The organism is Vibrio sp. vnigr-6D03, from assembly GCF_002835515.1.
GTDB classification, from domain to species: Bacteria; Pseudomonadota; Gammaproteobacteria; order Enterobacterales; family Vibrionaceae; genus Vibrio; species Vibrio penaeicida.
On record NZ_PIZL01000013.1, the window covers coordinates 221044 to 245672 of the forward strand.

Annotated in this window: 20 protein-coding genes; 7 read left to right on the forward strand and 13 right to left on the reverse strand. The window is 43.1% G+C overall.

Annotation, left to right across the window (positions count from 1 at the left end):
- Positions 1-22 precede the first annotated feature (22 nt).
- From CW749_RS11555 to CW749_RS11590, 8 genes are all read right to left on the reverse strand, one after another.
- Positions 23-1168, reverse strand: coding sequence for a cupin domain-containing protein (locus CW749_RS11555; RefSeq protein ID WP_101112278.1), 1146 nt, complete (start codon positions 1166-1168; stop codon positions 23-25).
- Positions 1169-1351: 183 nt separating this feature from the next.
- Positions 1352-2380, reverse strand: coding sequence for a glycosyltransferase family 2 protein (locus CW749_RS11560; RefSeq protein WP_201797007.1), 1029 nt, complete (start codon positions 2378-2380; stop codon positions 1352-1354).
- A gap of 391 nt (positions 2381-2771) precedes the next feature.
- Positions 2772-3998 (reverse strand): alanine racemase, encoded by a 1227-nt coding sequence (gene alr, locus CW749_RS11565; RefSeq protein WP_101112279.1) that lies wholly within the window; start codon positions 3996-3998, stop codon positions 2772-2774.
- A gap of 135 nt (positions 3999-4133) precedes the next feature.
- Complete coding sequence (locus tag CW749_RS11570; protein ID WP_101112280.1) at positions 4134-5768, reverse strand: methyl-accepting chemotaxis protein; 1635 nt, start codon at positions 5766-5768, stop codon at positions 4134-4136.
- Between the two features lie 414 nt (positions 5769-6182).
- A complete protein-coding gene (purB, locus tag CW749_RS11575) occupies positions 6183-7553 on the reverse strand; it encodes an adenylosuccinate lyase (RefSeq protein WP_101112281.1) in 1371 nt (456 codons plus the stop codon).
- 34 nt (positions 7554-7587) lie between these two features.
- Positions 7588-8205 carry a high frequency lysogenization protein HflD gene (gene hflD / locus CW749_RS11580; RefSeq protein WP_101112282.1) on the reverse strand — a complete coding sequence of 206 codons (618 nt, stop codon included), beginning with the start codon at positions 8203-8205 and terminating at the stop codon, positions 7588-7590.
- An 18-nt stretch (positions 8206-8223) separates the two neighbouring features.
- Positions 8224-9336, reverse strand: coding sequence for a tRNA 2-thiouridine(34) synthase MnmA (gene mnmA, locus CW749_RS11585; protein ID WP_101112283.1), 1113 nt, complete (start codon positions 9334-9336; stop codon positions 8224-8226).
- Positions 9337-9469: 133 nt separating this feature from the next.
- Complete coding sequence (locus tag CW749_RS11590) at positions 9470-10144, reverse strand: pseudouridine synthase (RefSeq protein ID WP_180958389.1); 675 nt, start codon at positions 10142-10144, stop codon at positions 9470-9472.
- Between the two features lie 428 nt (positions 10145-10572).
- Between CW749_RS11590 and CW749_RS11595 the strand changes: the two genes are divergently transcribed.
- Positions 10573-12801 (forward strand): NADP-dependent isocitrate dehydrogenase, encoded by a 2229-nt coding sequence (locus CW749_RS11595; protein WP_101112285.1) that lies wholly within the window; start codon positions 10573-10575, stop codon positions 12799-12801.
- Between the two features lie 138 nt (positions 12802-12939).
- On the opposite strand, the gene cspD is transcribed toward CW749_RS11595, so the two are convergent.
- On the reverse strand, positions 12940-13161 hold the full coding sequence (cspD, locus tag CW749_RS11600) for a cold shock domain-containing protein CspD (protein ID WP_167404702.1): 222 nt from the start codon (positions 13159-13161) through the stop codon (positions 12940-12942).
- A gap of 426 nt (positions 13162-13587) precedes the next feature.
- Here cspD and clpS point away from each other — a divergent pair, with 426 nt between their 5' ends.
- The 3 genes from clpS (at position 13588) to CW749_RS11615 (ending at position 17461) form a co-directional block, all read left to right on the forward strand.
- Complete coding sequence (gene clpS / locus CW749_RS11605) at positions 13588-13908, forward strand: ATP-dependent Clp protease adapter ClpS (RefSeq protein ID WP_101112287.1); 321 nt, start codon at positions 13588-13590, stop codon at positions 13906-13908.
- 43 nt (positions 13909-13951) lie between these two features.
- The gene (gene clpA, locus CW749_RS11610) at positions 13952-16228 is read left to right on the forward strand and encodes an ATP-dependent Clp protease ATP-binding subunit ClpA (protein WP_101112288.1); all 2277 of its coding nucleotides are present in this window, start codon (positions 13952-13954) and stop codon (positions 16226-16228) included.
- A gap of 195 nt (positions 16229-16423) precedes the next feature.
- Positions 16424-17461: a serine hydrolase gene (locus CW749_RS11615; protein ID WP_101112289.1), complete on the forward strand. Its 1038-nt coding sequence runs from the start codon at positions 16424-16426 to the stop codon at positions 17459-17461.
- A gap of 67 nt (positions 17462-17528) precedes the next feature.
- On the opposite strand, the gene infA is transcribed toward CW749_RS11615, so the two are convergent.
- The 3 genes from infA to aat form a co-directional block, all read right to left on the reverse strand.
- Positions 17529-17747, reverse strand: a complete 219-nt coding sequence (gene infA / locus CW749_RS11620) for a translation initiation factor IF-1 (protein ID WP_001040192.1) — start codon at positions 17745-17747, stop codon at positions 17529-17531.
- 84 nt (positions 17748-17831) lie between these two features.
- Positions 17832-18533 (reverse strand): arginyltransferase, encoded by a 702-nt coding sequence (locus CW749_RS11625; RefSeq protein WP_101112290.1) that lies wholly within the window; start codon positions 18531-18533, stop codon positions 17832-17834.
- Positions 18530-19255: a leucyl/phenylalanyl-tRNA--protein transferase gene (aat, locus tag CW749_RS11630; RefSeq protein ID WP_101112291.1), complete on the reverse strand. Its 726-nt coding sequence runs from the start codon at positions 19253-19255 to the stop codon at positions 18530-18532. The genes CW749_RS11625 and aat overlap by 4 nt, the downstream gene beginning before the upstream one ends.
- Before the next feature lie 34 nt (positions 19256-19289).
- Between aat and CW749_RS11635 the strand changes: the two genes are divergently transcribed.
- Together CW749_RS11635 and aroA are read left to right on the forward strand one after the other, a co-directional pair.
- The gene (locus tag CW749_RS11635) at positions 19290-19745 is read left to right on the forward strand and encodes a glycine zipper 2TM domain-containing protein (protein WP_101112292.1); all 456 of its coding nucleotides are present in this window, start codon (positions 19290-19292) and stop codon (positions 19743-19745) included.
- Between the two features lie 151 nt (positions 19746-19896).
- Positions 19897-21177: a 3-phosphoshikimate 1-carboxyvinyltransferase gene (aroA, locus tag CW749_RS11640; RefSeq protein ID WP_101112293.1), complete on the forward strand. Its 1281-nt coding sequence runs from the start codon at positions 19897-19899 to the stop codon at positions 21175-21177.
- Between the two features lie 46 nt (positions 21178-21223).
- On the opposite strand, the gene CW749_RS11645 is transcribed toward aroA, so the two are convergent.
- On the reverse strand, positions 21224-21469 hold the full coding sequence (locus CW749_RS11645; RefSeq protein WP_101112294.1) for a DUF2498 family protein: 246 nt from the start codon (positions 21467-21469) through the stop codon (positions 21224-21226).
- A gap of 474 nt (positions 21470-21943) precedes the next feature.
- Here CW749_RS11645 and topA point away from each other — a divergent pair, with 474 nt between their 5' ends.
- On the forward strand, positions 21944-24577 hold the full coding sequence (topA, locus tag CW749_RS11650; protein WP_101112295.1) for a type I DNA topoisomerase: 2634 nt from the start codon (positions 21944-21946) through the stop codon (positions 24575-24577).
- Positions 24578-24629 lie beyond the last annotated feature (52 nt).

Consider the following 24629-nt stretch of genomic DNA (forward strand, 5'->3'; position numbering starts at 1 on the left):
ATTGTTTAACACAGTCGTTACTTTACTCGTGAGTAAACCAATATCCTCGATTAACGAAATCGCAAAGGATGTCGAGTGCCGTACCTGCATCACCTGAGTTGTCAATATCGTCCCAAATGATGACGTTTTGATCACACAGTGCATGTATGATCTCTTGCTGAGATTCTTCGACTGTAACAACGTCACCGTTTACATAGGCGGTGAGCGGGTTGTTTTCATGGTAATACGCTCTAAGACCGGAAACACGCTCAATTGCCCCACCTTCTTGTAAATAGCCCTGTAGCTCCTCTGGTGTCCATTTCTCCTCAGCAGAGACAATATCCAATTGATGGCGAGACTGGCTCACTAAGCAGCCAATGAACTTATCGAGTGTCGCTTCGTCGTTCAATGAGTTTTTAAGCATGGCTTTCAACTGATTGAGGTCTTTATCCTGAATGACCCCTTTTGTTTCTTGCGTTTCTTGAGCAGGGTTATGCAGATGGTGATCGCCCATATCATGAGCCAATACGTAATCCGCAAAATTGGAGAGAAGTTCTTGCTGCTTAGGGGAACGGTAACCGACGGAGTAACTCATCGAAGGTTCAAGTGCGTAGCCATCGTGTGGAAAACCGGGTGGGATATAAAGAATGTCACCGGGTTCGAGCACGTCGTCGATGATCGGATCAAACCCTTCAATTTGCCTAAGCACAGAGTGGCGACAAGTTTCTTTATATTGTCCTTCATCAAGCGCACCAACACGCCAATGACGTTTCCCCAAACCTTGAACAATGAACACATCGTATTGGTCTATATGAGGGCCAACACCACCACCTTGAACGGAGTAACTAATCATTAAGTCGTCAAACAACCAGTTGGGCATCGCATCGAATGCTTTAACAAGTTCAGCCGCTTCTGGGTGCCAATGATTGGCAGCTTGAACGATAAGCGACCAGTTGGTTTCAGCCAGCTCCGCGAATTTTTCTTCAGGAAAAGGACCGTGTTCAGCTACCCAGTCATCATCTAAATTGGAAACAAAGCGCGAATCAATTTCCTCTTCCATGGTTAAACCGGCTAATTCGTCCGGAGAAAGAGGGTCCGAAAAGTTAGAGAAACCACCTTTGATAATGGTCGGCTTTTTCTGCCAGTAATGAGTAAGAAATTCTTCTATTGAAAAGGAGAGCTGGTACATGGTGGATTCGCATCTTTTAAATTTGCCGACATTCTATACCTAAGTAACCACATTAACTACACCCAAGTGCCGTCATGCTGGAGGAATACGGGCTCTCAAGTCAGTGGATTCTATATTTGTCTTGGCTTTGAACAGGAAAAGATGAAGAGCGGTAAGACATGGCAATCTTACCGCTAACGGGACCTAAGGCCTGTTGACCTTTTGAGATGCACTACTGGATTGAGTTGAAGAGGAAAAGTCGACGCTTTTCAGGGTGCCTTTTTTCTGCTTTTGTTCTTTAGACGATTCTCGTTTTTTCAGGAGGTATCTTGGCCGTTGTTTGGTCTCAATGTATAACCGACCCACATATTCCCCAATGATTCCTATTCCAATCAATTGGATACCACCAAGGAATACAATAGCGACAATCAAAGTAGGGAAACCAGGGACAGGGTTCTCATTGATGAATTTATCTAAAATAATCCAACTGCCGTAACAAAGAGACATAAAAGAAATCACGAACCCAATGTAGCTCCATACTCTAAGTGGAAGAGTCGAGAAACTGGTTATTCCCTCTATGGCAAAGTTCCAAAGTTTCCAGCCGTTGAATTTGGATATACCGGCCGCTCGCTCATTTCGTGTGTATTCAACTATTTCAACTTTTCCACCAACCCATGAAAGGATGCCTTTCATGAATAGGTTTCGCTCAGGGAGTTGTTTGATATGCTCGACGGTGTCGCGAGAAAGTAAGCGGAAGTCTCCGACGTTCTCTTGAATTTTTAAATCACTTATTCGGTTATGTATTTTATAGAACATTTCAGCGGTGTTTCTTTTTAACACGCTGTCGCTTGTTCTATCGACTCGTTTGGCGAGCACAACGTCTGCCCCTGCTTGCCATTTGTCGACCATTTCAGGGATCACGTCGATAGGGTCTTGGAGATCTACATCGATAGGAATAACGGCGTCACCGGAAGCGTGTTCCAATCCAGCCATTAGTGCGGGTTCTTTACCAAAATTTCGAGTAAAGCTCAAAGAGATGACATTTTTATCGCTAACTGATAATGCTTCAATAATGCTTTCGGTAAGATCCGTACTCCCATCATTAATAAACAAAATTTCAATGTCATATCGGCTAAGTTCGCTATTTTCTTTTACCGTTTTATAAAAGAGAGGAATGGCCTCCTCTTCATTAAAAACTGGAACTACCAAGGATATTTTAATGCTATCTCTCATCAACAAACCGAATAAGTTAATAATTAGATTTTAAACTCAGGCTTAGTATGATGGGGTTAGGAGAAGCCTAAGTACATCTAAATTATGTAAGTAAAATTGTTAAGTTGAACAATGTCTCATTTAAATGTTCACTAGCTGAATCTTTCTCTACTTATTATAAATTAAGATCATTGTATTAATAATATTCTATTTAATTATATTCACTGAGTTGATAATTATCTTCATATCAAAAGTAATGATTTCTCATAAATTATTTATTTAATTACTAATATTATTTTCTTAATTTTATCGTGGTTTTTTATAAATAAATCATGCCTATATAGCGAAAAAGCTGCCCATAGGGCAGCTCAATATATATAGTAACTAGCTCAATTGATGGGTGAGCCCACTGTTACCAAACGTAGCGACGAGGGTTCGAGTTACCCCAAATTGTGTAGATTTCAGGGAAAATCATGTCGGTGTGCGTTTCTATCTCGCCAATGGTTATGCTGTTGTCACCTTGCGTACCAAACAGTACCGCTTCTGAATTCTGGCGAATGCCGTGAACATCGGTTACATCAACCATTGTTGTATTCATCGAAATCTTGCCTACAACAGGAACACGTTGACCGTTTATGATAACTTCTGCTTTGTTACCAAGGCTGCGGTTATAACCATCTGAATAACCAAGTGGTAGGTTGGCTAGAATGGTCTCACGTTCTGTGACGAATGAACTGTCATACCCAACTGTGCTGCCCGCAGGAAGTCTATGTAAAGATGCCACTTTTGTTTTGTAAGAAACGATAGAAGGGTACTCAGCATGTCCAGGAAGATCGCCATACAAAACACCGCCTGGGCGCACCATATCAAACTGAGCTTCTGGTACGTTGAGTGATGTAAATGAGTTGGCAGCGTGAAGAGTCACATCTTCGCGATCAAGGTCTGAGTTCTCAATGATCCAAAGTGCACTTTGCTCAAATTCTGCGGCTTTCTCTTTGATGTAATCCACTTCGTAGTTAGGGAAGTGAGTCATGATTCCTACAATTTCAACATTGTCAAAATCTGTCATTTTTAATGCGTCATTTTGTCCGCGTTTTGTCGACATATCTAAGCCGTTACGACCCATTCCGCCTGAGTTAAGCGCAAGGTGAACATTGATTTCAGTATCAAAACGCTCAGCGATTCGCTCGATCTGGCGAGCTTTAGATAATGAACCCACTAGCTCTTCAACATCGTATTGAACCGCATTAGCAATTTCTTTATTGCTCGCCGCGCGCACACGAATTAATTGACCATCAAAGCCAGATTCACGAACGATGCGTGCTTCTTCATTACTTGCAATAGCAACGCATGGAATGCCTTGGGCAAGGATAGTCGGCATGAGTCCTTGAATGCCATTTCCGTAAGCGTCTGCTTTCATAACCGCACAAATACTTGTACCCGCACTAACAAAAGTTCTGAACTGATTGATGTTGTCATTGAACTGAGATAGGTTTACTTCAAGCCATGCATTACTGGTTTTGTATTCATTACTGTATTCGCCTTCAATACCCGAAAGCAGTGGCGCACTTAGTGCAGGCGTTGAAATAGTGGTCGCGGCAGCAAAAGACAGCGCTAAAAGAGTTAATTTAGTTTTCATGTTTTTTCTCCAAAGCATCCCCCTCCCGAGTAAACGAGTGAATATAGGAGAGGGCATTAAATTTATATGCTGGGCGAATTGAACGCCCAGACGGGATCGGTTTACGTGGGTCAAAAGACCCTAGTAATGAAAGAGTTACACCAGTCGGAATTTTGCCATTGACTGCTGCAGCGATTGAGACAGTTGCTCTAACTCAGAGCAAGACTGTGCGGTTTGAAGAGAGCCTTGTGCGACTTGTTCGGACGAGCTTTGCATGTTTTCAACACGAACCGAAAGGTCACCAACTACTGCGGATTGCTGGCTACAAGCACTGGCTATTTGAACACCCATATCAGAAATTTGAGTCACAGCATTTTGGATGTCACCCATAATATCTTGAACTTGATCACCCAGCCCTAAGCACCTTGATGTACTTTCTTGGCTACCATCAGATACGTTTTTCACTTTCTGAGTACTGGCTTTAAATTCTTCAATGATTGTACTGATTTCACCGGTTGAATCTTGTGTACGACCAGCAAGTGAGCGTACCTCTGAAGCAACAACAGCAAACCCACGACCACTCTCACCAGCACGTGCCGCTTCGATTGCTGCATTAAGTGCAAGAAGGTTCGTTTGCTCTGCGATATCTTGAATCACGTCGACAAAAATATGGATTTGTTGTGAACGCTTTTCTAATTCAGCGACGGTTTCACTTGAAAGACGAATAGAGTCCGCGACTTCCATCATGGCATCGATCATCAATTTAACTTGATCATTACCATTCTTAGTTAGATTCATCGCATCTTGTGTTTCTTGAGCGGAGGTTTCTGTATTTTTCGAAATATCATGAATGACAGATTCCATCTCTGTCATGGCTGAAGATACCTGACCTGTTTCTTGTTGTTGATGCTGCATACCGTCTGCAGACTGTTTCGAAATCATGTTGACTTCACCAGCGGACTGGTTCACCTGAGAAACCGCAGAGGCAACTTGCTCAATGAGTGATTTTAGGTTGTTTTGCATGGATTCAACGGATTCAGCCAGCTGACCTAACTCGTCTTTTCCAATGGCGTTGCGATCTAGCTTTTGCGAAAGATCACCGTCTGCAATGTCGTTAGCCAATGTCGCGACTGCTTTCAGTGGACCACATATCGCTTTAGTCAGGATGATAGTAACAATCAACATGACGGCAAGAGCTAAGGCATTACTGACGAGGTTCTTTAACTCTAAACCTTCGATCTCTGAAAGAATGGTTGCTCTATTCGTTAACATCGCATCGTTCAAAATACGCTTCAATGTAGAGAAAGCACGAGACATAGACTCGGCTGTTGCCTGATTGTTAAGTACTAATTCTTGAGCTTTTAAATTCTTTGAATCAGCCAATAGCTTGTGGAATTGGTTGCTTTGTGTGATGTATTGATTCCAATCGTTCATCAGCTGATCGAACGTGATCTGTTCTTCACCTGGCCAGACTGTTTTGCCGTAAGCTGCTAGGTTTTTTGATAGCTCTTTTTTTAGTAGCTCATTGCTTTGAATGTCGCTCAGAAGTTCAGCTTGGTTGTTATGAACCTTTAGCAGTTTGTACTGAGAAAGGCGCAACTCTAAGAAATCTTGTTGGAGTGACTCAACGGTCATGACCGCTGGTAACGTGTCGTCAGCGTAGTTGAGCAGCTCGTTTTGAATGTGTTTTAAACCGTTCAGGAAAAAGACAGCAAAAATAATGTTAATAACTGCAATCAAAGAAAATGACAAAGCAAGTTTTCTGCTGATTGCGAGATTTTTAAGAAACATAAATTCCTCTTTATTATATGGCTCAGATTTGTTTTGTGTATTTTTTGTATTTCTATAACCATCCTTGATTTGGTGTGATTTATATCACAATAAATGATGTTTTGTACTGCATTTATATATTTAGTTACATTATCGGAAATGAGAATACTTATAAAACAAACAGTTAACATAATGCACAACTGTTTGTGTATAAAAAAAGAGCTACATGATCAAATTTTGAGCTTTTAAAGAAATGCAATCGAATTGATTATGTTTGTGGCTCAATTGTGGGATTGTGAGTTATAGGTTAGATGGGGTTAATGCGGGTTTTATATCGATTATCGGATGAAAATAAAAGTTGAAGGAAGGTTCTTTAGGCAGAAAAAACCAGCGAAGATTAACCCGCTGGTTTTGATATTCTTAGTATTATCTAAGTTATAGTTTGTCTGTTAACTCAATTGCTTGACCAATGTAGTTAGCCGGTGTCATTTCTTTCAAGCGTGCTTTTTCGTTTTCAGGAAGCTCTAAGCCATCGATAAAGTTACGCATTGCTTCACCGTCGATACGCTTACCACGAGTGAGTTCCTTTAACTTCTCGTAAGGTTTTTCGATGCCGTAGCGGCGCATTACCGTTTGTACTGGCTCTGCCAATACTTCCCAGTTTTGATCAAGCTCTGCCAGTAATGCTTCACGGTTTACTTCTAACTTGCTAATGCCTTTTAGAGTCGACGTATAAGCAATGATTGCGTAGCCCACGCCAACACCCAAGTTACGAAGTACAGTCGAATCTGTTAGATCACGCTGCCAACGAGAGATAGGCAGTTTCTGAGCTAGGTGATTGAATACAGCATTTGCTAGACCCAAGTTACCTTCAGAGTTTTCGAAGTCGATTGGGTTAACTTTGTGTGGCATCGTTGAAGATCCAATCTCACCAGCAATAGTCTTCTGCTTGAAGTGACCCAGTGCAATGTAGCCCCATACGTCGCGATCGAAATCGATCAGAATGGTATTGAAACGAGCGATTGCGTCAAACAACTCTGCAATGTAATCGTGCGGCTCGATCTGTGTTGTGTATGGGTTCCACGTCACATCTAGAGATTCAGTGATGAACTCTTCACTAAATTTGTGCCAGTCCAGTTCTGGGTAAGCAGAAAGGTGCGCGTTATAGTTACCTACTGCGCCGTTGATTTTGGCCAAGATTTCAACATTGGCGATTTGCTTGTATTGACGCTCCATACGGTAAGCGACGTTCGCCATTTCTTTACCCATCGTTGATGGGGATGCTGGCTGACCGTGCGTACGAGAAAGAAGAGGAATATCGCGGTACTCTTCAGCAAGGGCTTTAATCGCATCAATGATGTTTTTAATTTCAGGAAGAATGACAGTTTCACGCGCTTCTTTAAGCATTAGAGCATGAGAAGTGTTGTTAATGTCTTCTGAAGTACAAGCGAAATGAATGAATTCATTGACTGCGTGAAGCTCTGGTACACCTGCAACTTTTTCTTTCAGGAAGTATTCAACAGCTTTAACGTCGTGGTTAGTTGTACGCTCAATTTCCTTGATGCGTGCAGCGTCTTCTTCGCTGAAGTTTTCTGCTAGCTCGTCCAAGAATTTATTTGCTTCAGCGCTGAATGCAGGGACTTCTGCAATAGCATCTGTAGCTGCAAGCTTCTGTAACCAACGGATTTCAACGATTGAACGATACTTTAGGAGGCCATACTCACTAAAGATACTGCGTAACGCAATCGTTTTACTTCCGTAGCGGCCGTCTACCGGTGAAACAGCAGTCAATGCTGACAGTTCCATGTTATTCTCCTGAATATCTGAGTGATTTGTTAAGTTAGATTCGTGCCAGTAAAATTTGGGCTTGCTCGAGCATGCTCTTGCGGCCAAAAATTAGATGGCGACGCTTGCCGCCTGTTTGACGCCAAAGTACTGCGCATCGGATGCCTGAAAGCAACAGAGCACGGACTTTGTGTTGGTTGGCGGTTTGCTGTAATACTGAAGGGGTGCCAGTAACTTGAATGCGAGGACCAATCGGGCTGACTACATCCAAGTAAATGCTGGCGAGATTACTGATCATGTTGTCATCGAACAGATCAAAATGTTCGGTTTGGCGTTGAGCCATTTGAATGCGATCGCCCAATTGAGATAAGGCGTCACGGCGGGCACTTAGCTTACGCTCCAGTGCCATCAAAGAGATCAGGTAGCGAGTTACTTCGCTGCCAGCAGGCGTGCTGTCGATGCCTTTTTCTAGGCACTCCAACCCGATCTTTAGGTTTGATTCATCCCCGAATACTTCAATAGTGTTGTTAGGGGTGGTGTTCAAAATGGCTTTAATAGAGGTTTCAAACGCGTCTTTATCACAGTGACCTTCTTTCGCGATATCTTGCATCAGCGCTACTGCTTGGCACATGCCAGCAAAAGCGATGGTACGGTCATAAAGTGTATTAGCCACGTAAGTGCTCCTTAATTATCAAATACGTTTTTCTATGATGCCGCCGCCCAAACAGACTTCGTCTAAATAAAAGACAGCCGATTGTCCAGGTGTTACAGCAACTTGCGGTTCATCAAAAATGACTTTTATGGTTTCGTCATTAACCGGGATGATAGTACAAGGAATATCTTGTTGGCGATAGCGCGTTTTCACGGTACAGGACATTGGTTGCTTGATTACTTCGCGATCGACCCAATGAAGCTGTGATGCCATTAAACCAGTGGATTTAAGAAGTGGGTGATCAGCGCCTTGAACCGCAATGAGTACATTACGTTTTAGATCTTTCTCTGCAACATACCAAGGGTCTTCGTTTCCACCACCGCCTTTTTGCCCACCAATATGCAAGCCTTTACGCTGACCTAAAGTATGGTACATCAAGCCTTGGTGCTCCCCAATAACGCGCCCTTCAGGCGTTTCAATCTTTCCAGGCTGCGCAGGTAAGTATCGAGAGAGGAAGTCGGTGAACTTACGTTCGCCTATAAAACAAATACCGGTGGAGTCTTTTTTCTTGGCTGTGATCAAGTCTTGCTCTTCTGCAATACGTCGTACTTCAGGCTTCTCTAGTTCGCCTACAGGAAACAGGCTACGAGCAATTTGTTCTGAGCTTAATGTATAAAGGAAGTAGCTTTGGTCTTTATTGCCATCCAGTCCACGCAACATTTTTGGTTTTTCGCCTTCCACTGTAGGGAAGGTACGACGAACATAGTGACCCATGGCAATGTAGTCTGCTTCCAGAACTTCATCGGCAAATTCTAGAAATGCTTTGAACTTGATTTCTTTGTTGCAGAGGATATCTGGATTAGGAGTACGTCCGGCTTTGTATTCTGCTAAGAAGTACTCGAAAACGTTATCCCAGTACTCAGCAGCAAAGTTGATGGTGTGTAGGTGGATACCCAATTTGTCACAAACAGCTTGTGCGTCTGCCAAGTCTTCCGCTGCGGTGCAGTATTCCTCATTATCGTCTTCTTCCCAGTTCTTCATAAACAGGCCTTCAACTTGGTAGCCTTGTTGCTTCAGAAGGTAGGCGGAAACAGAGGAGTCAACACCGCCGGACATACCGACGATCACTTTCTTTTGGCTGTTATCTGACATTGTTTTTACCACATAAATTACTTGGGGGCAGATTCTAACAGAAAGAATTTGCTGGATACAGATCCGAGAGTTAAATCACAAAAAGCAATGGGTGTACTTGCTGAAATCTTCATCAATATCTCGAAATGGCGACCTATACGGAGACGTACTTCCATTCACCTGGTTGTAAGTCGCCTACGTTCCAATCTCCCATGGAATAACGGATCAAGCGAAGAGTAGGGAAGCCTATATTGGCTGTCATACGGCGTACTTGACGATTTCTTCCTTCTACGATGGTAATCGCAAGCCAAGTCGTTGGAATAGAAGCGCGAAAGCGAACGGGGGGGTGGCGTTCCCATACATTGGGCTCAGACATGATGTTTACTTGTGCGGGCAATGTCATGCCATCTTTCAATTCGACACCTTTTCTTAGCTTTTCGAGATCTTCCTCTGCTGGCGAGCCTTCAACCTGAACCCAATATGTTTTAGGGGATTTTGATTTTGGCTGCGTCAACCGGGCTTGCAAGATTCCGTCGTTAGTAAGCACCATAAGACCCTCACTGTCTCTGTCTAGCCTGCCTGCCGCATACACTTCCTTTACTGATATATAGTCTGCTAGCGTTTTTCTTCCTTCGCCATCTGTAAATTGGCTTAGCGTGTCAAACGGTTTATTAAACAGAAGTACCTTGCGTTCTTCTGCGGACACACTGTTGGGTTTATGAGGTGTTTTTTGCGATTTTTTTGATCGAACTTTGGCATTTGTTTTAAAAGATGATGTGCGAGAAGCACCAGAACTCTTTGATTTTACGCTGCGAGAGCGAAAAGACATGTTAACTACCTTGCAAAAATGTAAACGAACTGTGGGTGAAAGTTTAACTTCATTTGTGATTAGGCTATGATTTGCGCGCCAAAAAACAGGAATCACGAACTGAATGATAGACTAAACAATCAGAGTTGTTTAGTTTTACGTGAGTACGGTATCCGCTAAAGGATACAGACGCCACACCCTTTCCATTATTACGATAAATGAGGATGTGTACGTGATACCAAACCAGTGTTTTCTGCTTGGTCAGAATTACCGGTACAGGTAATCGGTTGAACTAGAATAGAAACACTATAGAGTCTATGACTCTTAAAGGAGTTTGGGAAAACAATCGCGGTCAGCCATAGGAGGATGTAGTACGGACTGACTGGCGATACATTCATGCAGACCTATTTCTCATCCAATAGAGACTGTCAGATATATAGGGAAATTTCATGCCAACAACTAAGCCTACTATAATTTATACAATCACTGATGAAGCGCCCGCTTTGGCAACTTATTCGCTACTGCCTATTATCCGCGCGTTTACTTCATCATCTGATATCAACGTCGAAACAAGAGATATCTCACTAGCAGGGCGCATTATTGCTAACTTCCCTGATTACTTAACGGAAGAGCAACGTATCGGCGATGCTCTAACTGAGCTAGGTGAGCTGGCAAAAACGCCTGAAGCGAACATCATTAAACTGCCTAACATTTCCGCATCTGTACCTCAGTTACAAGCAGCGGTTAAAGAGCTTCAAAGGAAAGGTTACGCACTTCCAAATTACCCGGAAGAGCCAAAAACAGACGAAGAAGCAGCCGTTAAAGCGGTCTATGACAAAATCAAAGGCAGCGCTGTTAACCCAGTTCTACGTGAAGGTAACTCTGACCGTCGTGCGCCTGCTTCTGTTAAAAATTACGCAAAGAAAAACCCGCATTCAATGGGCGCTTGGAGTGCTGACTCTCAATCCCACGTTGCTAGCATGAGCGATAGCGATTTCTTTGGTAGCGAAAAATCAGTCACTATTGATGGTGCAACGAGCGTACGTATTGAATTCGTTGGCGCTAACGGCGACATCAATGTACTAAAGAGTGAATTTCCTTTGCAAGACAAGGAAATCATTGATGCTTCTGTAATGAACAAAGCGGCATTGGTTTCGTTCTTCGAGAAAGAAATTGAAGAAGCAAAAGAGCAAGACGTTCTACTTTCTCTTCATATGAAAGCAACCATGATGAAGGTTTCGGATCCGATCATCTTTGGTCACGCTGTTCGCGTTTACTACAAAGACGTTTTCGAAAAATACCAAGAAGTGTTTGAACAGATTGGTGTTGATGTAAACAACGGTATTGGCGATGTGTACGCGAAAATCACGTCACTACCAGAAGCGCAACAAGAAGAAATTAAAGCAGCGCTGCAAGCGGTCTATGCGACTCGCCCAGCCCTTGCAATGGTTGACTCTGACCGCGGCATTACCAACCTACATGTACCAAGTGACGTGATTGTTGATGCTTCTATGCCAGCAATGCTTCGTTCTTCTGGTCAAATGTGGGGACCAGATGGCAAGCTAAAAGACACGAAAGCGATGATCCCAGATCGTAGCTACGCAAGTGTTTACCAAGCCGTTATCGATTTCTGTAAAGAAAATGGTGCTTTCGACCCAACAACAATGGGCAGCGTGCCAAATGTTGGTTTGATGGCACAAAAAGCGGAAGAGTATGGTTCGCACGATAAGACATTCGTTCAGAAAGCATCGGGTCAAGTACGTGTTGTTGATACGGCAGGTAACGTGCTAATTGAACAGGATGTTGAAGAAGGCGACATCTTCCGTATGTGTCAGGTGAAAGATGCACCGATTCAAGATTGGGTGAAATTGGCGGTTAACCGTGCTCGTGCTACTGGTGTTCCTGCTGTTTTCTGGCTTGATGAAAACCGTGCTCACGATGCACAGCTAATCAAGAAAGTGAATGCTTACCTTCCTGAACACGATACCGCTGGTCTAGAAATTAAGATCCTAGCGCCACTTGAAGCGACTCAATTCTCATTGGTTCGTATTAAAGACGGTCTAGATACTATTTCTGTAACGGGTAACGTACTTCGTGATTACCTAACTGACTTGTTCCCAATTTTAGAGCTGGGTACTTCTGCAAAAATGTTGTCTATTGTTCCGTTGATGAACGGCGGTGGTCTATTTGAAACCGGCGCTGGTGGTTCTGCACCTAAGCACGTTCAGCAAGTAGAAAAAGAAAACCACCTACGTTGGGATTCATTGGGCGAATTCCTTGCACTGGCGGCGTCTCTTGAGCACTTGAGCACGGTAGCGGACAACAAGAAAGCACAAGTTCTTGCTGATGCTCTGGATAAGGCGACAGGAGAATTCCTAGACAAGAACAAATCACCTTCACGTAAAGTGGGTGAGCTAGATAACCGTGGCAGCCATTTCTACCTAGCGTCATACTGGGCGAAAGCATTGGCTGAACAGTCAGACGATGTTGAGTTGTCTGCGCAATTTGGTCCTATTGCGAAGCAATTGGCTGAAGGCGAAGAAACGATCGTTAAGCAACTTAACGATGCCCAAGGCGTTGCGGGTCAGCTTGGTGGATATTTTGCACCTGTAGATGCGAAAGCTTCTGTACTAATGCGTCCGAGCGAATTGTTGAACAGCATTGTTGACGCAGTATAAGGCGAAGAGATAAAGAGGCTGCAATCCGATGTATTGCAGCCATTTATTTAAAGCTTTTCTCCAAACTCCGTTTAACGTTGTTTGGGGATAAAAACAAAGAAACCCGCGTAAGCGGGTTTCTTATACTCCGAATTTCGATTATTTGGCAGGTTCGCCTTCAATTGGAATTACAGAGCTCGCATGGAAGCCTTTTGGACCCTGCTCAACTTCGTAGTTGACTGGTTGTCCAGCTTTAAGAGTACGGTATCCGTCCATTTTTATTGTTGAGTAGTGTGCGAAAATATCGCCCTCTTCTCCTTCCGGACAGATAAACCCAAATCCTTTGGCGTTATTAAACCACTTCACTGTACCTGTAGCCATGCTATACATCCCTCATGCATTTTTTAGTGACTGATGTTGTTTACGTCGACGCAGCTGTATCTATCAATATTGTTGCATCATACTGCTATGGCTATCAATTCAGCAATTGCTAAAATTTTAGCCACCAAGAACACAATTTAGTCAATGAATGAGCTCAGTCAATAGTTTGCAGTAATAAAATCTAACAATTTGACAAAGATTTCATTTTTGAGATTAACAAAATTATAACTAGAGTGCATATTGACAATAATGTTGTTGTGGATACTTAAAGTGATATTTTCCTCAATAAAAAATCTCTCTAAAGTTTGAATAACTCCAATAGCAATGTTTTATTTGCAGGGATACAATTGGTGCATTAGTCTTAAGTAGAGGGTGAAATTTGAGTAACATCCTTGAGTCTCAATCCTCCTAAAAACCGACAAAAAAATGAGCAAGCAATATCAATGGGTCACTCCAGACTCGGATTTACTGGAGAAAGAAAAAACACAAGTAAAACCACCGGCTATGTACAACGTTATTCTCAACAATGACGATTACACGCCAATGGATTTTGTGATTGAAATACTCGAACGTTTCTTTTCAATGGATATAGAAAAAGCAACACAAGTGATGCTCAAAGTGCATTACGATGGGAAAGCAATTTGTGGCACTTACACTGCCGAAGTTGCGGAGACAAAGGTGGCGCAAGTCACTGTGCACTCGAAAGAGAATGAGCATCCGCTGTTATGTACAATGGAGCAGGCATAAAGCTTGCTTGAGCAACATAGGTTGTTCTTTTGGGGAGGTACTTATGCTAAATAAAGAACTAGAGTCGAGCCTTAATAGTGCTTTTGCTCGTGCGAGAGACAAACGCCATGAATTCATGACCGTTGAACATCTGCTCCTCGCGCTACTCGACAACGACGCTGCAAAAGAAGCACTAAAAGCATGCCAAGCTGACCTGGACGTTCTTCGCCAGGAGCTTGATACATTTATCGATCAAACAACACCTCTTATTCCAGAAAACGATGAGACAAGAGAAACTCAACCTACTCTAAGTTTTCAACGCGTATTGCAACGTGCTGTTTTCCACGTCCAGTCTTCAGGGCGTAGTGAAGTAACGGGTGCGAATGTATTGGTTGCTATCTTTAGCGAGCAAGAATCTCACGCGGCTTATCTACTCAAGAAAAATGACATTAGCCGCTTAGATATCGTTAACTACATTTCGCATGGAATCAGTAAATCACCGCAAAATAACGGTGAAGAAGATTCGTCTTCTAATGTATTTGGTGAAGAGTCTTCATCGGAAGATGGCAACTCTGAAGAACGATTAGAAAACTTTGCAACTAATCTAAATCAGATTGCAAAACAAGGGCATATCGATCCGCTTATTGGTCGAGATAAAGAACTTGAGCGTACGATACAAGTACTTTGCCGACGCCGTAAAAATAACCCACTGCTGGTTGGTGAGGCGGGCGTAGGTAAAACGGCAATTGCTGAAGGGCTGGCTTGGAGAATTGTAGAAGGTCAAGTACCAGAAGTGATCAAAGACAGCGTTATTTATTCTTTGGATATCGGATCTTTACTTGCTGGTACTAAGTACCGTGGTGACTTTGAAAAACGCTTCAAAGCAATACTTAAGCAGTTAGAAAAAGAAGAAGACGCGATTCTGTTTATCGATGAAATTCACACTATCATCGGGGCAGGTGCCGCATCAGGTGGGCAAGTTGATGCCGCTAATTTGATTAAACCACTCCTTAGCAGTGGCAAGCTTCGTTGCATCGGTTCCACAACGTATCAAGAATACAGCAATATTTTTGAAAAAGAGCGAGCGCTTTCACGCCGATTCCAGAAGATCGATATCGTAGAGCCTTCATTGGACGATACGACTAAGATTTTGATTGGTCTTAAGCCTAAATACGAAGCTCACCATGAAGTTCGCTACACCAAGCAGGCTTTACGTGCTGCGGTAGAGCTTTCAGCCAAATACATCAATGAGCGCCATTTGCCCGATAAAGCAATAGACGTAATTGATGAGGCAGGTGCGCGCAGTCGTCTGGCTCCGGCAAGTCGTCGTAAGAAGACGGTGGGTGTTTCCGATATTGAGAATATGGTTGCCAAAATGGCTCGCATTCCGGAAAAATCCGTATCTTCTTCAGACAAAGATATCCTGCTGAATCTTGATGAAAAAATGAAGATGTTGGTGTTTGGTCAAGACCCAGCAATCGAAGTATTGAGCGAAGCAATCAAGCTTACTCGAGCGGGATTAGGCGCGGATAACAAACCTGTTGGTTCGTTCTTGTTCGCTGGTCCTACTGGTGTTGGTAAAACTGAAGTAACAGTTCAGCTTTCCAAGTTATTGGGTGTCGAGTTGTTGCGCTTTGATATGTCTGAGTACGGTGAACGCCATTCCGTGAGCCGATTGATTGGTGCACCTCCTGGTTACGTCGGTTATGACCAAGGTGGCTTGTTGACTGATGCTGTGATTAAACACCCTCATTCAGTTGTATTGCTTGATGAGATTGAAAAAGCACACCCAGATATCTTTAACCTGCTGCTGCAAGTTATGGATAACGGCACGTTAACAGACAACAATGGACGCAAAGCGGATTTCCGTAATGTGATTCTGGTTATGACAACTAACGCTGGTGTTGCCGAGACGGTTAAGAAATCTATTGGCTTGATTCAGCAAGATCATAGCCATGATGCAATGGGTGAAATTAAGAAAGTATTCACTCCTGAGTTCCGTAACCGTTTGGATAACATCATTTGGTTTAATAGCCTAGATGAAAGCGTGATTCACCAAGTTGTCGATAAGTTTATCGTTGAGCTTCAAGCGCAGCTTGATTCACGCGGTGTTTCCATGGAAGTGTCAGAAGATGCTCGCCATTGGTTAGCACACAAAGGCTACGACAAAACCATGGGTGCAAGACCAATGGCTAGGGTGATTCAGGAGAACCTCAAGAAGCCACTTGCCAATGAGTTGCTGTTTGGCTCGTTAGTTGATGGAGGAACCGTTAAGGTAACTCTAAAAGATGATGAGTTGGTGTTCCATTATGAGAACAAGAAAGAAGCAGTTCCTCATTAATTGAACGAAAATTGTTAATTTTAAATGCGCCTCTAAGGGCGCATTTTTTATCTCCATATCCTTTCTGCTTTTCATTCCTCCTCATTGTTTTTCAAACCTTCTCCCATTGCCCAAAAGCTTCATTCGGCTTTAATCCAATCTTTATGTTTTTTATGTAACGCTGGAGGTAATGATAAGAAAAGTAGGGAATTATTTATGCGTTGGCTTTGCGTATGTATATTGGCTTTTGTTCTTTCCGCTTGTGGTGGAAATAAAACACAGGTGATTTTGGCTCCAGAAAACTTCTCAGGTATCGTTGAAAGAATCAAAAACAACCAAGCAAACAGCATCCACGCTTTAGTGGTATGGCAGGACAATAAAAAGTTGGTTGAAATTTTTCGAGAGGGAGGAGGGCGATATGGCCATATTCAGACCTCAAATATGCCAGTTGGTCGTGATGCGCTCCACAATGTTCATTCGGTGACAAAATCATTTGTCGCAACGCTCATTTTCATCGCTATTGATGAGGGGCGGTTAGCCAGTCTCGATGTCCCTGTTTTCAGTTTATTTCCTGAATACCAAAACAAAGATACGCAAGACAAAATGGCGATAACGGTAAGGCATGTACTCAATATGTCTACGGGGTATGCACTTAACGAACACGCGATGCCTTACGGTATTGGAAACCCATTTCAGAGGCACTACGCAGCAAAAGATTTGGAAGAAATGTTTCTGAATACGACGTTACGGTTTGAGCCAGGAAGTCAATTCTGTTACAGCGGGCTATCTACGATTGGGCTTTCAAAAGTCATTGAACGTATCTACGGCAAGCCATTTGCGACAGTGATGCGCGAGAAGCTATTTGAACCACTTGGGATCAGCAATTATCGGTGGATCAATCAATTGGGCTCAGGAGAGCCAGGAGCGGATTGGGGGTTAATGACCGATAGCGAATCCATGGGGAAATTTGGACTGATGTTGCTAAACAATGGTCAATGGGAAGGCAAACAAATTATTGCTTCTGAATGGGTTCAGTTGATCAAAAAGAGTGAGTTTAATAGAGGTGTTTTAGGGTATGGAATGCATTTTTGGCAGCTGCCCCAACATTCATCGGCTTATGCTGCAATGGGGCATGGAGAGCAATACATCATTGTTATACCTAGCAAAAAGGCCGTTATCGTAACCACTGGGGGTAATTACAACCGAAGTCATCAAATTCTCGACTTAGCGCAGCAGGTTTCCCATTTGTTGTGACTTGGATTTCCTGGTGGCAAACGCAAAAAACGGAGCATAGTGCTCCGTTTTTTGTGTGTCTCGAAAATTAACGAGCGCGGAAGACGATACGGCCTTTAGACAAGTCGTATGGAGTCATCTCAACAGTTACTTTGTCACCTGTAAGAATACGGATGTAGTTCTTACGCATTTTACCGGAGATGTGTGCAGTTACTACGTGACCGTTTTCAAGTTCAACACGGAACATAGTGTTAGGAAGAGTGTCAAGAACCGTGCCTTGCATCTCAATTACGTCTTCTTTGGCCATTTAATCCTCTTTAGAAATTTGGCTGAAATTTTCAACGAACGAATTTTGCCGTTAAAACAATAAAAAGTAAAGTTGCGGCGTATTCTACCCCTGCCACCGATGATTTACTAGCCTTTGATGAGGATGAAAGCGTACTTTGTAGTTCATGGCCTGACATTCGTCGATTTGATAGCCTAAATACAGCCATTGCTTACCGCTTTTTTGACAGTACTGCAACTGAAGGAGTACGCATAATGTGCCAAGAGACAGTTCAGAGTGGGGGTTGTAAAAGGTGTAAAAAGCGGAAGCACAGTTAGACATCACGTCGGTCACAGCGACCCCAATCAATTTGCCCTCTTCGTAGACATGTAAAAATTGAGTATTGAGCCACTCATTTTGTGCGAAATCGGAAAAATCCTGTTTTTTAGGAGGGTACATGCTTCCTTCACGATGGCGCTCAATAATGTATTGTTCATACACATTAAACCACTCATCATCGAGCGAGTTCTTCATCTTCCACTCGACGTTTTTCGCCTTATTCAATAGCCGTTTCTGGCTTTTCGATGGTTTGAAATCTGAGACTGCAACTCTGAGCGATTGGCAGGCATTGCATTGATCACACTGAGGTTTGTAGATGGCATTCCCACTTCGGCGAAACCCATTGGCCATAAGGAGCTCATAACCTGAGCAAGTATGCAATACATCGTCTAAAACCACGGCAACGCGTTCCTCATGCTCGTCTAAATAGCTGCAATCATGGGATTCAGTCATCCCAATGCGGATTAGAGTTTGATCTTTCTGATTCACGACAACTCCCCTGAAATCGGACTTTCAAGTATTTGGGGTTGGTAGCATTGCTTAGATACGTTTTTTGTTTTTAGAATTTCCAACATATCAATAAAATCAGCTCGGCTACATTCAGCAGCCCCCAAAGATTGCAAATGCGCGTTCATTAGCTGGCAATCAATCAACGCTCCTCCATTACGTTGAAAATGTTGGCAAAAATGCCAGAGAGCCACTTTTGATGCATTTGGCTGTATGCTAAACATAGACTCTCCGCAAAAGACTTGTCCAATTTCCACCCCATATAATCCACCCACAATCTGACCTTTGAGCCAAACTTCCACGGAATGAACATGACCCAGTGACGCCAGACGTTTATAGGCATCTCTCATTTCTTCAACCAGCCAAGTCTCTTCAGGTGACCTTGTTTCTGCGCACAAGGTAATCACCTCTTTGGTCGCTTTGTTTATGGAAACTTCATAGCCCGATTTGCGAAAATATTTTTTGAGACTTTTCGCTGGTTTGAATGTCTTAGGATCGAAGGTTGCACGAATGCTAGGGCTCCACCACAAAATAGGTTCATTATGGCTATACCAAGGAAAAATGCCTTGCTGGTATGCTGAAAGTAGTCGGTCGGGATGAAGGTCTCCTCCCATTGCCATCAAACCATCAGGGTTGTCCAATGCTTCTTTGGTTGAGGGAAAGCTTTGTCGATCGGTGCTAAGTTCAGGTAGAAAAATCTTCATATCAACTATTTTGGCAGAATTTGGAGGAATTATAATGAGAAAAATATTGCTAATGTTATTAATTATTCCTGTTTTTGTGCAGGCTGAATACCAAAGAAATCAGGCACGAACCGTAAATGAAGTGGTTTATGGCAAAGTAGACGGTATTCGTTATATCACCGAGCAGCAGATTGTAGAATCAAAATCCAGTGGTTGGCAAACATTGGCCGGCGCAACAATAGGTGGGTTGATTGGACACCAATTTGGCGGTGGGACGGGTAAGCAAGTTGCCACTGTAGTGGGTGCGGTTGCAGGAGCAGGTATCGCACATGACAGGTCTAATCAGATTTATAGGATAGAGCATAAATTAGTTGAAATTCTGATAGATACAGATAAAGGGGAGCTCGTCAATGTGATACAAGATGTTGACTCCAATATGCTATTTCAACGCGGAGACTCGGTAAGAATTTTGTACTTTGATAACGGAGTTCGGGTAGACATTGCTTACTAAGGTGTTTCCCTCTTAAGTTCGCTGAAATTAAAAGCATGTTTGTAAGGCTAACAGGTGCTAGCAAAGCACTCTGTTTTTGGTTAGTCTGCGAGTACGAAAAATAAAAACTCGCACTCGGATGTGTGAGACTATGCAGGAATAATCAACATCAATGGAAAGCCTTACGTTACAACCCATTTCTCTCGTTTCTGGTGAGGTTAACTTACCTGGTTCAAAAAGTGTTTCAAACCGTGCCCTGCTATTAGCCGCTTTGGCTTCGGGTAAAACTCGACTAACCAATTTGTTAGACAGTGATGACATTCGCCATATGCTGAATGCATTGACGAAGTTAGGTGTGAGTTATCAGCTTTCAGACAACAACACCGTCTGTGAAGTGGAAGGTCTAGGCAGCAGTTTTAATGTTGAAAATGCTCAGGAACTATTTTTAGGAAATGCGGGAACTGCAATGCGCCCACTGGCGGCAGCGTTGTGTTTGGGGAGCGGAGAGTATGTACTTACTGGCGAACCAAGAATGAAAGAGCGACCAATTGGTCATTTGGTCGATGCGCTTAAGACTGCTGGTGCAGATATCGAATACCTAGAAAACGAAAACTACCCACCTTTAAAAATTAAAGGTACTGGGTTAAAAGGCGGCACCGTAAAAATAGATGGGTCGATTTCCAGCCAGTTTTTAACCGCGTTTTTAATGTCAGCACCTTTAGCAGAAGGTGACATTAAAATTGATATTATTGGTGAGCTTGTTTCCAAGCCGTATATCGATATTACACTGCATATTATGAAGCAGTTTGGGGTGGATGTTATCAACAATGATTACCAATCCTTTGTTGTTCCATCAGGACAGTCTTATAAGGCACCAGGCGACTTTTTAGTGGAAGGCGATGCATCTTCCGCCTCTTACTTCCTTGCCGCAGCAGCGATAAAAGGTGGTGAGATTAAGGTGACTGGTATTGGTCGAAACAGTATCCAAGGCGACATTCAGTTTGCTGACGCGCTTGAAAAAATGGGTGCTGAAATCGAATGGGGCGATGATTATGTGGTGTCTCGTCGAGGTGAATTGAAAGCCGTGGACTTAGATTTCAACCACATACCTGATGCAGCAATGACTATCGCGACGGCAGCACTATTTGCAGAAGGCACAACGGCTATTCGCAATGTGTATAACTGGCGTGTGAAGGAAACGGATCGTCTGTCTGCAATGGCGACAGAGCTGCGTAAAGTAGGCGCGGAAGTGGAAGAAGGTGAAGATTACATCACCATTACACCAACGCCCAACCTTAAGCATGCAGCCATTGATACATATGATGATCATCGTATGGCAATGTGTTTCTCATTAGTCGCACTGAGCGATACACCAGTGACGATTAACGATCCTAAGTGCACATCAAAAACCTTCCCAGATTACTTCGAGAAGCTGGCTGGTTTAAGTCAGTAAATTGAGTGTGATTCAAAAAGCCCCAGTATTCTTGCTGGGGCTTTTTTTATTCTAAAGTAAATTCTTTGGACAATTGGTGAGCGAGTAACTTAAACATATTGAAAACAACAGGAGTTTGCTCAGTTGGGAGCCCTTGTTCATTTAAAAAGTATTCACCTTTGAAGATCAAAACGCCATCTTTTTCGATGACCGAATTTGCGCGCATGCCTTCTATATATTCTTCGTGCTCTTGGATAATGCTGTTGGCGATGAGCAGCAAGTCAAACTCTGAAATGATTTTTTTTGAACTCATGGAAACCTCTAATATAGATGAGGGAAGGGTATAACCAAGTACCTTGAGGTTCTTTGGGTATATCAATATGGCATAAATTAGCAAGAATTTTGGGGAGGTTAACTTGTTTTGGCTCAAAGGAGGTGAACAATTTTCTTTTTTCTACCGAATTTCGACGTTGTTGCAGAGATACAGTAATGTGAAATCGTCTCTTTTTTGTGAGCCATTACAGAAATCCACCATTTTCTCTAGTCTACGACTAATCTCATGATTACTATGTGCGCATTTTTAATGGGGTATATATGCGTTTAAAACGTTTGAGACCCTTTGCGATGCCAGTTTTCTGATTGACCAGATGTCGACCACTCAGAATTGAAATGTAAAAAACTGGTTGACCTTCTTATAAACTCGCACAATAGTAAAAAAAGAAGCAATGAGCCAGTATGGCGTGCGCTAATTGATGCGCAATCGAATTTGAGGACGTTTGAGTCAGTTATGGGTAAATCTCTCGTTATAGTGGAGTCACCTGCCAAGGCAAAGACTATTAATAAGTACCTTGGTAAAGACTATATAGTTAAGTCGAGCGTGGGGCACGTACGTGATCTCCCTACAGCTGGTCAAAGTACTGGCACAAAGAAAGCGGCAGCTGTGTCGACAAAAGGTATGAGCGCTGAAGAAAAAGCGCGTATCAAGAAAGAAAAAGATCGCAAAGCCCTGATCAAAAAAATGGGCATCAACCCATATAAAGAGTGGGAAGCGAATTACCAAATACTTCCGGGCAAAGAGAAAGTTGTTTCGGAATTACAGAAACTGGCCAAAGACGCTGAACACGTTTATCTCGCAACCGATTTGGACCGTGAAGGAGAAGCTATTGCGTGGCACCTTCGCGAGATCATCGGTGGTGATGAAGAGCGCTATAAGCGAGTTGTATTTAACGAAATTACGAAAAATGCGATTCAGCAAGCATTTGAAACACCTGGTGAGCTAAACCAAGACGGTGTTAATGCACAACAAGCCCGTCGTTTCATGGACAGGGTAGTGGGCTTTATGGTCTCCCCTCTGCTTTGGAAAAAAGTAGCGCGTGGCTTGTCTGCTGGTCGAGTTCAGTCTGTTGCGGTTAAATTGCTCGTTGAGCGTGAGCGTGAAATTAACGCTTTCATTCCTGAAGAATTTTGGGATATTCATGCTGACACCAAGACGGTAGATAAAACAGATTTTCGTCTGCAAGTAGCACAGAAAAATGGCGAGGCGTTCAAGCCTGTCAACGAAACACAAGCTAGTGCGGCGGTTTCTGATTTAGAAAATGCAAAATACGAAGTATGTAAGCGCGAAGATCGCCCTACGAAAAGTAAGCCCTCAGCTCCGTATATCACTTCGACACTGCAACAAGCCGCGAGTACTCGTTTAGGTTACGGTGTTAAGAAAACCATGATGCTAGCTCAGCGTCTTTATGAAGCTGGTTACATTACGTATATGCGTACAGACTCAACCAACTTGAGTTCTGAAGCCGTAGATACCTTACGTGGTTTTATCGGATCTGAATATGGCGACAAATATCTTCCAGCGAAGCCAATTGTGTATGGTAGCAAAGAAGGGGCTCAAGAGGCTCACGAAGCGATTCGTCCATCTAGCGTAGAAGTTAAAGAGCAAGACCTTCAAAGCATGGATAAAGACGCTCACAAGCTTTATCAGCTGATCTGGAATCAATTTGTAGCGTGTCAAATGACGCCGGCTCAATATGATTCGACAACATTGAGTGTAAAAGCTGCAGAATATACGTTGAAAGCAAAAGGTCGAATCCTTAAATTTGATGGTTGGACCCGTGTTCAACGACCTATGGGTAAGAACGAAGACCAGATACTACCAGCGGTTCAAATTGGTGATGTTCTTGATCTTGTCACGTTGGACCCCAAGCAACATTTTACTAAGCCACCAGCTCGCTTCACTGAAGCTGCATTGGTTAAAGAACTCGAAAAACGTGGTATTGGTCGTCCTTCAACTTACGCTTCCATCATTTCTACGATTCAAGATCGTGGCTATGTCAAAGTGGATCAACGACGTTTCTACGCAGAAAAAATGGGTGAAATCGTTACTGACCGTCTAGACGATAGCTTTAACGACTTGATGAACTACGACTTCACTGCTCGCATGGAAGAAAAGCTCGACCAAATTGCAGAAGGTGATGCTAACTGGAAAGCAGTTCTAGACAACTTCTTTACTGACTTCACAGGTGATCTTGAGAAGGCAGAATTAGAAGAAGACCTTGGGGGCATGCGCCCTAACAGTATTGTGTTAACGGACATAGAGTGCCCCACGTGTTCTCGCCCAATGGGGATTCGTACTGCATCTACAGGTGTTTTCTTAGGTTGTTCTGGTTATGCTTTACCACCAAAAGAGCGCTGTAAAACCACCATTAACTTAGGTGACGAAGAGGGCATCATCAATGTTCTAGAAGAGGACGTTGAAACTGCAGCATTGCGCGCTAAAAAGCGTTGCCCTAAGTGTGAAACTGCGATGGATGCATACCTCATTGACGACAAGCGTAAAATGCACGTTTGTGGTAACAATCCAAATTGTGATGGTTACTTAGTCGAGCACGGTGAGTTTAAGGTGAAAGGCTACGATGGACCGCTTGTTGAATGTGACAAATGTGGTTCAGACATGGTTCTTAAGAACGGTCGCTTTGGTAAATATATGGACTGTACGAGTGAAGACTGTAAGAACACTCGTAAGATTCTGAAAAATGGTGAAGTTGCACCACCGAAAGAAGATCCTGTTCATTTCCCTGAACTGCCGTGTGAGAACTCTGACGCGTACTTTGTTTTACGTGACGGGGCTTCAGGCTTGTTCATGGCTGCGAGCAACTTTCCCAAATCGCGTGAAACACGTGCGCCTTTAGTTGAGGAACTAGTTCGATTTGAGGATCGTCTGTCTCCTAAGTTCAAATACTTGACGACAGCACCCACTCACGACCCAGATGGACGACCAACAGTTGTACGTTTTAGTCGAAAGTCGAAAGAGAACTACGTGCGCTCTGAAGTGGATGGTAAGCCATCTGGTTGGACGGGCTTATACATTGATGGGAAATGGGAAATTACCGACAAACGTAAAAAACCAAAATCCAAATGAGTTAAAAGCTTAAATATTAAGGCAGCCTATTGGCTAATGCCAGTCAGTTAAG